This window comes from Pseudomonas sp. 008, from assembly GCF_016861935.1.
Lineage (GTDB): Bacteria > Pseudomonadota > Gammaproteobacteria > Pseudomonadales > Pseudomonadaceae > Aquipseudomonas.
Genome location: NZ_BOMA01000002.1, coordinates 172,073 through 184,805, shown reverse-complemented (window position 1 = coordinate 184,805; position 12,733 = coordinate 172,073). Strand labels below are relative to the sequence as shown.

9 protein-coding genes and 2 tRNA genes are annotated in these 12,733 nt (G+C 60.4%); 7 read left to right on the top strand and 4 right to left on the bottom strand.

Annotated elements, in window-relative coordinates:
* The first annotated feature begins 289 nt into the window (after positions 1–289).
* The 3 genes from JUI81_RS05465 (at position 290) to JUI81_RS05455 (ending at position 4,897) form a co-directional block, all read left to right on the top strand.
* Positions 290–1,477 carry an ATP phosphoribosyltransferase regulatory subunit gene (locus JUI81_RS05465; RefSeq protein WP_007939588.1) on the top strand — a complete coding sequence of 396 codons (1,188 nt, stop codon included), beginning with the start codon at positions 290–292 and terminating at the stop codon, positions 1,475–1,477.
* A 54-nt stretch (positions 1,478–1,531) separates the two neighbouring features.
* Positions 1,532–2,824 (top strand): adenylosuccinate synthase, encoded by a 1,293-nt coding sequence (locus tag JUI81_RS05460; RefSeq protein ID WP_018928499.1) that lies wholly within the window; start codon positions 1,532–1,534, stop codon positions 2,822–2,824.
* Positions 2,825–2,962: 138 nt separating this feature from the next.
* The gene (locus tag JUI81_RS05455) at positions 2,963–4,897 is read left to right on the top strand and encodes a methyl-accepting chemotaxis protein (RefSeq protein ID WP_019582203.1); all 1,935 of its coding nucleotides are present in this window, start codon (positions 2,963–2,965) and stop codon (positions 4,895–4,897) included.
* Positions 4,898–4,945: 48 nt separating this feature from the next.
* On the opposite strand, the gene JUI81_RS05450 is transcribed toward JUI81_RS05455, so the two are convergent.
* The 4 genes from JUI81_RS05450 to JUI81_RS05435 all read right to left on the bottom strand — a co-directional run bounded on the left by JUI81_RS05450 (position 4,946) and on the right by JUI81_RS05435 (position 8,193).
* Entirely contained in the window at positions 4,946–6,511 is a 1,566-nt protein-coding gene (locus JUI81_RS05450) for an iron ABC transporter permease (protein ID WP_028940165.1), read from the bottom strand.
* Complete coding sequence (locus tag JUI81_RS05445) at positions 6,511–7,521, bottom strand: extracellular solute-binding protein (protein ID WP_028940164.1); 1,011 nt, start codon at positions 7,519–7,521, stop codon at positions 6,511–6,513. Before JUI81_RS05445 ends, JUI81_RS05450 begins: the two co-directional genes overlap by 1 nt.
* A gap of 333 nt (positions 7,522–7,854) precedes the next feature.
* Positions 7,855–7,941: transfer RNA gene (locus JUI81_RS05440), tRNA-Leu, on the bottom strand.
* Positions 7,942–8,106: 165 nt separating this feature from the next.
* Positions 8,107–8,193: transfer RNA gene (locus tag JUI81_RS05435), tRNA-Leu, on the bottom strand.
* 226 nt (positions 8,194–8,419) lie between these two features.
* On the opposite strand from JUI81_RS05435, the gene rnr reads away from it, so the two are divergent.
* The 4 genes from rnr to rpsR all read left to right on the top strand — a co-directional run bounded on the left by rnr (position 8,420) and on the right by rpsR (position 12,730).
* A complete protein-coding gene (gene rnr / locus JUI81_RS05430; protein ID WP_204123905.1) occupies positions 8,420–11,050 on the top strand; it encodes a ribonuclease R in 2,631 nt (876 codons plus the stop codon).
* Positions 11,047–11,814, top strand: coding sequence for a 23S rRNA (guanosine(2251)-2'-O)-methyltransferase RlmB (rlmB, locus tag JUI81_RS05425; protein WP_018928494.1), 768 nt, complete (start codon positions 11,047–11,049; stop codon positions 11,812–11,814). Before rnr ends, rlmB begins: the two co-directional genes overlap by 4 nt.
* A 234-nt stretch (positions 11,815–12,048) precedes the next feature.
* The gene (gene rpsF, locus JUI81_RS05420; RefSeq protein ID WP_007939579.1) at positions 12,049–12,471 is read left to right on the top strand and encodes a 30S ribosomal protein S6; all 423 of its coding nucleotides are present in this window, start codon (positions 12,049–12,051) and stop codon (positions 12,469–12,471) included.
* 28 nt (positions 12,472–12,499) lie between these two features.
* Positions 12,500–12,730 (top strand): 30S ribosomal protein S18, encoded by a 231-nt coding sequence (rpsR, locus tag JUI81_RS05415; RefSeq protein WP_002551829.1) that lies wholly within the window; start codon positions 12,500–12,502, stop codon positions 12,728–12,730.
* Positions 12,731–12,733: the final 3 nt, after the last annotated feature.

Here is a 12,733-nt window from a genome sequence, read left to right as displayed (position 1 = left end):
CTGGCGGCTAAAGCCTCGGGCGGGGTGATCCTTTGGGAAAACGTGTGTATGATGCGGCAGCCGGGAAATTCCCGGCTTTTTTGCGTCTGCACGTTTGATTGCTGTTTTTATGCAGGCGCCCGAGTTGAATGACTCGACAGGTTTTTCGAGGAAAGTGGTTGGCGAAGCCGGTTTCAGGCTTTTCGCCACGTTGTTCATGCGCGGGGTTTATGCACATGAGCCGATCATTTTCTGCTTCACTCAAGGCTCGCCCAAAGGCTTGCTGCCCGGATCATAGGGGAATGGCGTAATGGCAACGGTAGACCGCTGGCTGCTGCCAGATGGCATCGAAGAAGTACTGCCACCGGAGGCTGCGCGCATTGAAGTTGCGCGTCGCCAGGTGTTGGATCTGTTCCAGAGCTGGGGTTACGAGTTTGTCGTGACTCCCCATATCGAGTACCTGGAATCCCTGCTGACCGGCGCAGGCCAGGACCTCGATCTGCGCACCTTCAAGGTCATCGACCCGCAGTCGGGCCGGCAGATGGGTTTCCGTGCCGACATCACGCCGCAAGTGGCGCGCATCGATGCGCACACCCTGCGTCGAGAAGGCCCGAGCCGTCTGTGCTATGCCGGTAGCGTGCTGCATGCTCAGCCACGTGCGTTGTCGTCCTCGCGCAGCCCGATTCAACTGGGCGCCGAGTTGTACGGCGATGCCAGCCCGAGCAGCGACGTGGAAGTCATCAGCCTGATGCTGGCCATGCTGCAACTGGCCGATGTGCCGGATGTGCACATGGACCTCGGGCATGTCGGCATCTACCGCGGCCTGGCCCGCGCCGCCGGTTTGTCCGGCGAAGTCGAGCAACAGTTGTTCGATGCATTGCAACGTAAAGCCATCGACGAGGTCATTACCTTGACCGAAGGCCTGCCTGCCGATCTGTCGGGCATGCTGCGAGCGCTGGTCGACCTGTGTGGCGGTCGTGAAGTGTTGAGCGCTGCCCGCGAGCGTCTGGCCAATGCGCCGGCGCCTGTTCTGGCGGCCCTGGACGATTTGCTGGCGATTGCCGAGCGTCTGTCCACGCGTTTCCCGGAGTTACCGCTGTACTTCGACCTGGGCGAATTGCGCGGCTACCACTACCACACTGGTGTGGTGTTCGCCGTGTTCGTGCCGGGTGTTGGCCAGTCCATCGCTCAGGGCGGTCGTTACGACGACATCGGTGCCGACTTCGGTCGCGCCCGTCCGGCGACAGGCTTCTCCACCGATTTGAAAACCCTGGTGACCCTGGGGCGTGCTGAGATCGAGCTACCGTCTGGCGGTATCTGGATGCCTGACAGTACGGATGCAGCACTCTGGCAGCAGGTTTGCCAGTTGCGCAGTGAGGGTCAGCGTGTCGTTCAGGCATTGCCTGGGCAACCTTTGGCCGCCGCCCGTGAAGCGGACTGCGACCGGCAATTGATTCAGCAGAACGGGCTTTGGCAAGTATCGCCACTGGCTTCTTGAGTTTTCCTGCCGGCCGCCGCCGGCACCAAGTTTGCGCGAATGAGGACAAGTGTTATGGGTAAGAATGTCGTAGTCCTGGGCACCCAATGGGGTGATGAGGGCAAAGGCAAGATCGTTGATCTGCTGACCGAACATGCTGCCGCCGTAGTGCGCTACCAAGGTGGCCACAACGCTGGTCACACCCTGGTGATCGACGGCGAAAAAACCGTCTTGCACCTGATCCCGTCTGGCGTGCTGCGCGAAGGCGTGCAGTGCCTGATCGGTAACGGCGTGGTGGTTGCACCCGACGCCCTGCTGCGGGAAATCAACAAGCTGGAAGAGAAAGGCGTACCGGTGCGCGAGCGCCTGCGTATCAGCCCGTCCTGCCCGCTGATCCTGTCCTACCACGTAGCGCTGGACCAGGCCCGTGAAAAGGCCCGTGGCGAGTTGAAGATCGGCACCACCGGTCGCGGCATCGGCCCGGCTTACGAAGACAAGGTTGCCCGTCGCGGTCTGCGCATCGGTGATCTGTTCCACCGTGAGCGTTTCGCCGCCAAGCTGGGCGAGTTGCTGGACTACCACAACTTCGTACTGGTCAATTACTACAAAGAGCCAGCGATCGACTTCCAGAAGACACTCGACGAGTGCATGGAATACGCCGAACTGCTCAAGCCGATGATGCTCGACGTCACCGCAGAGCTGCACAACCTGCGTCGTGCCGGCAAGGACATCATGTTCGAAGGTGCCCAGGGCTCCCTGCTGGACATCGACCACGGCACCTACCCGTACGTCACCAGCTCCAACACCACCGCTGGCGGCATCGCCACCGGTTCGGGTGTTGGTCCGATGTTCCTGGACTACATCCTCGGCATCACCAAGGCCTACACCACGCGCGTCGGTTCCGGTCCGTTCCCGACTGAGCTGTTCGACGACGTTGGTGCGTTCCTGGCCAAGCGTGGCCACGAGTTCGGCGCCACCACCGGCCGTGCCCGTCGTTGCGGCTGGTTCGATGCCGTGATCCTGCGTCGCGCTATCGATGTGAACAGCATCTCGGGCCTGTGCCTGACCAAGCTGGACGTGCTGGACGGCCTGGAAACCATCAACATCTGCGTAGGCTACAAGAACGAAGACGGTGCAGTGATCGACGCACCGACCGACGCCGACAGCTACATCGGCCTGGAGCCGGTGTACGAGCAGATGCCGGGCTGGAGCGAGTCGACCCTGGGTGCCAAGACCCTGGAAGAGCTGCCTCAGGCTGCGCGCAACTACATCAAGCGCATCGAAGAGTTGGTCGGCGCGCCGATCGACATTATTTCGACGGGCCCGGACCGCAACGAAACCATCGTTCTGCGTCACCCGTTCGCTTAATAAGTCGTTGATGTAAAACACAAAGGCCCCTTAATCGGGGCCTTTGTCGTTTATGCCTGTTGGACGGCATGACCTTTGCTGTGAATATCGCCTTCAGAATGCCATCAATTTAATGGCGTTAGAGTAGAGGGATTTCCTGTGTCGGCCGTTCTCTCACTGTTACAAAGCCGTTTGTTGCGGCCCGTGTTCGTTACCCTTGGTATCGCCCTTTTGGTGCAGGTGCTGGTGGCTGTCGCTCTGACCCGGAGCACGGTGACTGCGCTGGAAACCGATCTGGGCGTGCGCCTGGGCGCCGATAGCCAAAAGCTCTCCGGTGAGCTGGAGCAGGCGGGGCGTGAAGTCACGTCGAGCCTGGATAACCTGTCTAGCAGTACCCGTCAGCGCCTGACCGCTGGGCTGTCTTCACGTTTGAAAGACGAGCAGGCTCAACTGCGTACGACGCTGGAGAAGGACCTGAAGGAGTCGGCCAATGACATGGCGCAACTTCTGGCCTCGGTCGCACCCCGCGCCATGTGGGACAGCGACATTCCTACCCTGTCCGAATTCGCTCGCCGCGCCCAGCGAAATCCCAACGTGTTGTTCGTGGTCTATGACGACGCCACGGGCCAGCACCTGACGCGCTACCTCAACCGGGAGAACCCGATCAACAAGGGGCTGCTGGAGAAAGGCCAGGGCGAGCGGGCGCTGGACAAGGTGCTGGATGCAGCGAAGAGCGATCCTTCGGTCTACTACCTTGAAGCTTCGATCAGTCCCAATGGGGTGGAAATCGGCAAGGTCTTGATGGGGGTCTCAACTGCCTCCGTGGAAACCGATCTGGCGGCGCTGGACAAGCGTTTCTCAGCGCTGATCGCCAGCAGCGATCAATTGGTGGGTGACAGCCTCAAAGGTGCGGCGGCTGACAGCGCAACGGCGATGCGTGGGCGTCTGCAATCGGCGCAGTCCACTGCTTCTGAAATGAAAGCCAACACCACGGGCGCCGTGCAGGAAGCCGCGGGGGCTTTGCGCTGGCGCATCGGCATGGGCCTGGCGGTGGTGGGTTTCGGTGTGCTGCTGTTACTGGCGGTGGTGCTGGGGCGTCGAGTGGTCAATCGCCTGAAAATGCTCATTGTCGCGATGGATGACTTGGCGGCAGGTGAGGGCGACCTGACCAAGCGCGTGCAGATCAACAGCCAGGACGAGATCGGCGACATGGCCTCGGCGGTCAATCGCTTTGTGGATAAGTTGCAGCCGATCGTGCGCGAGGCAGGCGATGTGGCCCAGCGTACCGGCGTGGAAATCGGCGCCATGACCCTGCGCAATGCCGGTGCCGATGCAGCGGCTGGCATGCAGCGCGATGAAGTGGCCGAAAGCCTGCGCGCGTTGTCGCAAATGGCTGACGAGGCTCAGTCTGAAAGTCACGCCATGCAGGCCGCTTTGCAGCAGGTGGTGGACATTCGTCAGGCCACGGATGAGAACACCCGGACTTCGGCGAAAGTCGGCAGTCTCATCGAGGCATTGGCTGGACAAGTCGACACTGGTGCGAAAGTCATCGAGCGTCTGGCGCAGCAGAGTGAGCAGATTGAAGTGGTGCTGACGGTGATTCACGGGATCGCCGAACAAACCAACTTGCTGGCGCTGAACGCAGCTATTGAAGCTGCGCGTGCCGGCGAGACCGGTCGCGGGTTTGCTGTGGTGGCGGACGAGGTGCGGGCGCTGGCGAGCAAGACCCAGAGCTCCACCGGCGATATTCAGGCGCACATTGTTGCGCTGCAGCAGGGCGCGCGTGAGGCTGTTGCGGCAATCGGGCAGGCTGGGCGTCAGGCCAGTGAAGGTTTGCTGGTGTTGCGCGACAGTGCGCGGTTGCAGCAGTCGGTGCAGGCGTCGGTCGAGCAGGTGCATGCAGCGATCGGCCTGGCGACCCAGGCCGCGGCGCATCAGGCGCAAGGTGCGCAGGCTGTGCGTGGGCGGGTTGAGACCATTCATGCTCAAGCTGAGAAAGCAGCTCAGGCGGTGGTGGAGACCACGGCCAGCGGCAAGGTGCTGGATGGGTTGGCGGCGCAGCTGAAGGCGAGCCTGGGGCAGTTCAGGGCTTGATCTTCAGGCAGGACAATCGCCATCGCGAGCTGGCTCGCGATGGCGCTCTCAACGGCTCAAATACATCCGCGTCGTCAGCAGATACACAGGCAACCCCGACACCACAATCAACAACGCCGCATAAGGCGCCGCTGCCGCGAACTCCACATTCGCGGTATGCGCCCAGACTTCCGTCGCCAATGTATTGAGCCCGGTCGGGCTCAGCAGCAGCGTCGCCGTCAGTTCCTTCATCGCATCCAGAAACACCAGCGCAAACGCAGCACCCAGGGCGGGAAAGATGATGGGCAGGGTCACCCGACAAAACGCGCTGAAAGACGACGCCCCCAGCGTGCGTGCGGCCTCTTCCAGCTGCGGCGCGGCCTTGTTCAGCGCGGTGCGAATCGGTGCCTGCGCCAGTGGCAGAAACAACAGCGCATAGGCAATCAGCAGCAACGCCGAGGTCTGGTACAGCGCTGGCACATAATGCAGGGCGAAATACACCAGGGTCAGCGCAATCACCAATCCCGGCAGTGCATGCAGCAGATACGGCAAGCGCTCGGCCCAGATTGCCAGTCGGCCTTTATGGCGCACCACCAGCAACCCCACCGGCACCGCCAGCACCAGGCACAGCGCAGCGCCACCGAGCGACAGCGCCAGCGACGAGAGCAATGCCTCGCTGATCGCGGCCACCGGGAACGCTGCCGACGAACCCACCATCAACCAGTACGCCAGCATTCCCAGTGGAATGCCGCTGCCGATGATCGCCAGCAGCAAGCAGTAAAGTTGTCCCACAGCCGCCCACGGCCCGAGCCGAACCTGCTCTGCATGCCGAGCAGCGCCCTGGCCGGTGCGTACGTGACGGCCTTTGCCGCGCACGCGTAACTCAAGCCATAGCAGCACCAGGCACAGCGCCAGCAACACCGCAGAAAGCATCGCTGCATTGGCGTTGCTGAATTCCAGTTCGAACTGCTGATAGATCGCCGTGGTAAAGGTTTGCAGGCCGATGATCGACAGCGCGCCGAACTCCACCAGCATGTGCAGCGCAATCAACAGTGAACCGGCCAGCAGTGACGGCCAGAGCAGGGGTAGGGTGATTTTGAAGAATACACCCCAACGATTCTGCCCCAGGGTGCGGGCAGACTCTTCAAGAGAGGGGTCGAGATTGCGCAGCGTTGCCGCGACCGGCAGAAAGATCAGCGGGTACTTGGACAGCGTCATCACCAGTATCGCCCCGCCCAGCCCTTCGAAGTGAGCGCTCAGGGACACCCAGGTGAAACTGCTGACAAACGCCGGCACTGCGAACGGCAGGCACAGGATCACGCCCCATAACCGCCGTCCCGGCAGATTGCTGCGCTCCAGCAGCCAGGCGAGTGACAGGCCAATCACTCCGCAGGCCAATGTGACGCCCAGCATCAGCGCCAGGGTATTGCGCAGCAGGCCAAACACGTAGGGCCGCCACAGCAGATGCAGCGCCTCGGCCCAGCCGGCTTGCCAGGTTTTGAGGCTGACATAGGCCAGCGGCAACAGGCTGAGTACCACCAACAGCAGAACCGGTAGCAGCAGCCAGATCGACGGCCGCTTGCGCCTTGGCATGTAACCCCCGTGCGAAGCGGGGGCGGATAACGAGGCGCTCATCAGTTCAAGCCAACGTCACGTTCCAGGTCCAGTGCTTCTTCGGCATTGCCGAGGTCGGCTGGCGTGACGTTCGGCGCTTGCAGTTCGCTGAACGGCTTGAGACCGCGATCCGATTCCATGCCCTTGTGCAGCGGGTATTCGGCAGTGGTCCGGGTGATCACGCGCTGACCTTCTTCGCTGGCCATGTAGGCGAGCAATTGCTGGGCTTCTTTTGGATGTTTGCTGGATTTCAGTACGCCAGCGCTGGAGACGGTGATCAGTCCGCCGACGTCGCCACCGGTGAAGTAATGCAGCTTCGAGTCGAGTTGGCCTTTTTCACGCTGCAAGGCGAACCAGTAATAGTTGTTCACCAGCACGGTGGCGACTTCGCCATTTTCCACGGCTTTCAGCGCAACCATGTTGTTGCTGTAGGTCTTGCCGAACGCACGCAGGCCGGTCAGCCACTCTTCGGCGGCGTCCATCCCGTGGACCTTGATAATCGCCACCGCCTGTTCCTGGAAGGCGCCGCTGCTAGGCACGAAGCCGACCTTGCCTTGCCATTTTGGATCGGAGAATTCCATCACGGACTTGGGCAGGTCTTTTTCGTCGATCAGTTTAGGGTTGAAGGCGACGACCCGGACCCGCGCGGTGATGCCGATCCAGGTGCCGTTGCCGGCAACGTAGTCCTTGGGCAGCACTTCTAGCGTGGCGGCATCGGCTTTCGCCAGCAGGCCTTGTTCGCCGAGCTTGTTCAGCGGTGGCGATTCTTCGGTGTAGATCACATCGGCGGGAGAGCGATCGCCTTCTTCGACGATCTGGCTGGCGAGTTGGTTGCTGCTGCCCTTGCGCACATTGACGTGAATCCCGGTCTTGGCTTCGAAGGCTTTGGCGACGGCATCGCCGACTTCCTTATGTTGACCGTTATAGAGTGTCAGGGAAACCGGATCGGCGGCTTGGGTGAGGGGCGTGGCGAGTGTCAGGCCGAGGAGGGTGATGGTCAGGCCGCGGCGCAGGGTATTTCGAAGCATCATTCGCAGGGTTCCTCACTGTCGCATTGCAAAAACTTGAAACAATGATAAACGATATTGTTTCTCAAGTGCGCCTTGAGGGTCTGAGGAGTGTTTGCTAATGGGCTGGCGCTGGACTCTGTGGCGAGGGGGCTTGCCCCCGTTCGGCTGCGAAGCAGTCGTAAATCCTGAAGTTACGGTATGACTAACGAGTGATGAGGGCCGCTTCGCGACCCAGCGGGGGCAAGCCCCCTCGCCACGGGGAAGTAATGGCTTGGGGTTTTCAAAGGCCAGAAACGCAAAAACCCGCTTTCGCGGGTTTTTGTGAAACTCAAGATCGTGACCTTGAATTTGAATTGGTGCCCAGAAGAAGACTCGAACTTCCACGACCTTGCGGTCACCAGCACCTGAAGCTGGCGTGTCTACCAATTTCACCATCTGGGCATGATCTTCAGCGTTGCCGCTGTTGATGTGGCGCACTATACGGAGAGCATTTTGATCTGTAAACCCCTGATTTAATTTTAATAATTCAGAAGTCTAGAATGCAAAAACCCGCTTTCGCGGGTTTTTGTGTGAGCCTTGAAATTGATCTAATCTCAAGCTCGAAATTGGTGCCCAGAAGAAGACTCGAACTTCCACGACCTTGCGGTCACCAGCACCTGAAGCTGGCGTGTCTACCAATTTCACCATCTGGGCAGTATCGGCAGCGCTAGTGCGTCGTCGATGGCGCGCACTATACGGAGCGTCTTTTTAACTGTAAACCCCTGTCATCAAAAAAACCTGGAAAATTTTACCGGCGGCATTCAAATCAGCTTCGCGGTGTCGATAAAGGGCTTTAGATGGGCTGTCATAGCCTGAAATTTCCCGTTTCATTACGCCTATGCCAAACTAACCCGCATATAGACAAGGTGAAAACTCTCTAATGGCCGATTGGCAGTCCCTCGATCCCGAGGCCGCTCGTGAAGCGGAAAAATATGAAAACCCTATTCCTAGCCGCGAACTGATCCTTCAGCACCTTGCTGATCGAGGTTCGCCTGCTAACCGCGAGCAGCTGGTCGAAGAGTTTGGTCTGACCACAGAAGACCAGATCGAAGCCCTGCGTCGCCGCCTGCGCGCCATGGAGCGCGACGCTCAACTCATCTACACCCGTCGCGGCACTTATGCGCCGGTGGACAAGCTCGACCTGATCCTGGGCCGCATCAGCGGTCACCGTGACGGTTTCGGCTTCCTGGTCCCGGACGACGGCAGTGACGACCTGTTCATGAGCCCGGCGCAAATGCGCCTGGTGTTCGATGGCGACCGTGCCCTGGCCCGTGTTTCCGGCCTCGACCGTCGCGGTCGCCGCGAAGGCATGATTGTCGAAGTGGTGTCCCGTGCCCACGAGAGCATCGTCGGTCGTTACTTCGAGGAGGGCGGTATCGGTTTCGTCGTCGCAGACAATCCGAAGATCCAGCAAGAAGTGCTGGTGACGCCAGGTCGCAATGCCAACGCGCAGATCGGTCAGTTCGTTGAAGTGAAGATCACTCACTGGCCGACGCCACGCTTCCAGCCGCAAGGCGACGTGGTCGAGGTGGTGGGCAACTACATGGCGCCGGGCATGGAAATCGATGTTGCCCTGCGCACCTACGATATTCCGCACGTCTGGCCTGAAGCGGTCTTAAAAGAAGCCGCCAAGCTCAAGCCTGAAGTCGAAGAGAAAGACAAAGAGAAGCGCATCGACCTGCGTCATCTGCCGTTCGTGACCATCGACGGTGAAGATGCGCGCGACTTCGATGACGCGGTCTACTGCGAAGCCAAACCGGGCAAGCTGCGCCTGTTCTCCGGTGGCTGGAAGTTGTACGTGGCGATTGCCGACGTTTCCAGCTACGTGAAAATCGGTTCGGCGCTGGATAACGAATCCCAGGTTCGCGGCAACTCGGTGTACTTCCCCGAGCGCGTGGTGCCGATGCTGCCTGAGCAGTTGTCCAACGGCCTGTGCTCGCTGAACCCGCACGTCGATCGCCTGGCCATGGTTTGCGAGATGACCATCTCCAAATCCGGCGAAATGACCGACTACTGCTTCTACGAAGCGGTGATTCACTCCCATGCCCGCCTGACCTACAACAAGGTCAGCGCCATGCTGGAAACGCCGAAAGCCACCGAAGCGCGTCAGCTTCGTGGTGAATACACCGACGTCCTGCCGCACCTCAAGCAGCTGTATGCGCTGTACAAGGTTCTGCTGGCGGCTCGTCACGTGCGCGGCGCGATCGATTTCGAAACCCAGGAAACCCGGATCATCTTCGGTTCCGAGCGCAAGATTGCCGAAATCCGTCCGACCGTTCGCAACGATGCTCACAAGCTGATTGAGGAATGCATGCTGGCGGCCAACGTGGCCACCGCCGAATTCCTGAAAAAGCACGAAATCCCTGCGTTGTATCGCGTCCACGACGGCCCGCCGCCGGAGCGTCTGGAAAAACTGCGCGCCTTCCTCGGCGAGCTCGGCCTGTCCCTGCACAAAGGCAAGGACGGCCCGTCGCCGAAGGATTACCAGGCTTTGCTCGCGGGCATCAAGGATCGTCCGGATTTCCACCTGATCCAGACCGTCATGCTGCGCTCGTTGAGCCAAGCGGTGTACAGCGCCGATAACCAGGGCCACTTCGGCCTGAATTACGAAGCCTATACCCACTTCACTTCGCCGATTCGCCGCTACCCGGACTTGCTCACGCACCGGGCGATTCGCAGCGTCATCCATTCGAAAATGGACACCCCGCACGTTCGCCGTGCCGGCGCGATGACCATTCCGAAGGCGCGGATCTATCCGTACGACGAAGCGACCCTGGAGCAGCTCGGCGAACAGTGCTCGATGAGCGAGCGCCGTGCCGACGAAGCCACCCGCGACGTAGTGAACTGGCTCAAGTGCGAGTTCATGAAAGATCGCGTGGGCGAATCGTTCCCGGGGGTGATCACCGCCGTGACCGGTTTCGGCCTGTTCGTCGAACTGACCGATATTTACGTCGAAGGCCTGGTGCACGTCACCGCGCTGCCGGGTGACTACTACCACTTCGATCCTGTGCACCATCGCCTCGCCGGTGAGCGTACCGGTCGTAGCTTCCGCCTGGGCGACACTGTTGAAGTGCGCGTCATGCGCGTCGACCTCGACGAGCGCAAGATCGACTTCGAGATGGCCGAAAAAACCATCAGCGCACCGATCGGTCGCAAAAAACGCGGTACTGAAACCGCAGCGCCTGCTATCAAAACAGCTGCCGAGCCGGTACTGGCCAAAGCTGGGCGTCGTCCGGCCAAGGAAAAGGCCGTCGAGGCCTATCGTCCGAGCGATGCGGCGGCAAAAAATGCCGAGTTGCGCAAAAGTCGTGAAATGAAACAGGCATTGCTGTCTGAAGCGAAAAGCGGCGGTAAAGCGGCGTCTGGGGGAAAGACCGGGCGGTCGGCGCCTGACAAGGCCCCCGGCGGCAAGCCAGCCAAATCGAGCAAACACCGTAAAGGCCCGCCAAAAGCGGGTTCCGCTCCAGCCGCCAGAAGCGGCGGGGCGCGTAAACCTAAGGCCAAGTCATGAGTCAGTTGGAAAAGATCTACGGCGTGCACGCGGTAGAAGCGTTGCTGCGTCACCACCCAAAACGCGTCAAGCAGATCTGGCTGGCTGAAGGCCGCAGCGATCCGCGCGTTCAGACGCTGATCGAGCTCGCTGCCGAAAATCGCGTGGCCGTCGGTCAGGCTGAGCGTCGTGAGCTGGACGCCTGGGTTGAAGGCGTGCACCAGGGCGTGGTGGCGGACGTGAGCCCGAGCCAGGTTTGGGGCGAGGCCATGCTCGACGAGCTGCTCGATCGCACCGAAGGCGCGCCGTTGCTGCTGGTGCTCGACGGCGTGACCGATCCGCACAACCTCGGCGCTTGCCTGCGTTCGGCCGATGCGGCCGGCGCGCTGGCGGTGATCGTGCCGAAGGACAAATCAGCCACGCTGACCCCGACGGTTCGAAAAGTTGCTTGTGGCGCGGCGGAAGTGATTCCGTTGGTCGCCGTGACCAACCTGGCGCGCACCCTGGAAAAACTCAAGCAGCGCGGCTTGTGGGTCGTCGGTACGGCGGGCGAGGCTGAGCAGGATCTGTATCAGCAGGACCTGACGGGCCCGACCATCCTGATCATGGGTGCCGAAGGTAGCGGCATGCGCCGCCTGACTCGCGACCTTTGCGACTATTTGGTGCGCCTGCCGATGGCTGGCAGCGTCAGCAGCCTCAACGTGTCCGTCGCCACCGGCGTCTGCCTGTTCGAAGCGCTGCGCCAGCGTGGCGTCAAAGCCGCCGGGACCGCCAAAAAGTCCTGACACTCCTTTGCAGGAGCCGCCGCAGGCTGCTCCTGCAAGTGTTCGGCTTTCCAGTCGAAGTGATTGTTCAAATAATCACCAATTGCCTTGCACCTCCCTCGACCCTTCTCTACAATTGCGCCCCTTGCTGTGACGGCAGGCACGCATGTGTCTATCGCAAGCAAGTCCATAAGTGTCATTCACTCCTTGTCTGACCGCTTTTGAGCGGCAGGCTACAACCCGTAAGGAGCATTCATGCGTCATTACGAAATCATCTTTTTGGTCCACCCGGATCAAAGCGAGCAAGTCGGCGGCATGGTTGAGCGTTACACCAAGCTGATCGAAGAAGACGGCGGCAAAATCCACCGTCTGGAAGATTGGGGCCGTCGTCAACTGGCCTACGCAATCAACAATGTTCACAAGGCTCACTACGTGATGCTGAACGTTGAGTGCACTGGCAAGGCCCTGGCCGAGCTGGAAGACAACTTCCGCTACAACGATGCAGTGATCCGTAACCTGGTCATCCGTCGCGAAGAAGCCGTTACCGGCCAATCCGAGATGCTCAAGGCTGAAGAAAACCGCAGTGAGCGCCGTGAGCGTCGCGACCGTCCTGAGCACTCCGACGCTGAAGGCGTTGACAGTGATGACAGCGACAACAGCGATAACGCTGACGAGTAATCCACGGACCTTTTGAGGAGCCTATTACATGGCACGTTTCTTCCGTCGTCGTAAATTCTGCCGCTTCACCGCTGAAGACGTGAAAGAGATCGATTACAAAGATCTCAACACTCTGAAAGCTTACGTATCCGAGACCGGCAAAATCGTTCCAAGCCGCATCACCGGTACCAAAGCACGTTATCAGCGTCAGCTGGCCACCGCTATCAAGCGCGCCCGCTTCCTGGCCCTGCTGGCCTACACCGACAGCCACGGCCGCTGAGAC

What these genes read in the sequence shown, in the direction of transcription:
- JUI81_RS05465 (WP_007939588.1), top strand. Translation starts at nt 290, where the DNA reads ATGGCAACGGTAGACCGCTGGCTGCTGCCAGATGGCATCGAAGAAGTA.
- JUI81_RS05460 (WP_018928499.1), top strand. Translation starts at nt 1,532, where the DNA reads ATGGGTAAGAATGTCGTAGTCCTGGGCACCCAATGGGGTGATGAGGGC.
- JUI81_RS05450 (WP_028940165.1), bottom strand. Translation starts at nt 6,511, where the DNA reads ATGAGCGCCTCGTTATCCGCCCCCGCTTCGCACGGGGGTTACATGCCA.
- JUI81_RS05445 (WP_028940164.1), bottom strand. Translation starts at nt 7,521, where the DNA reads ATGATGCTTCGAAATACCCTGCGCCGCGGCCTGACCATCACCCTCCTC.
- rnr (WP_204123905.1), top strand. Translation starts at nt 8,420, where the DNA reads ATGGCCGATTGGCAGTCCCTCGATCCCGAGGCCGCTCGTGAAGCGGAA.
- rlmB (WP_018928494.1), top strand. Translation starts at nt 11,047, where the DNA reads ATGAGTCAGTTGGAAAAGATCTACGGCGTGCACGCGGTAGAAGCGTTG.
- rpsF (WP_007939579.1), top strand. Translation starts at nt 12,049, where the DNA reads ATGCGTCATTACGAAATCATCTTTTTGGTCCACCCGGATCAAAGCGAG.
- rpsR (WP_002551829.1), top strand. Translation starts at nt 12,500, where the DNA reads ATGGCACGTTTCTTCCGTCGTCGTAAATTCTGCCGCTTCACCGCTGAA.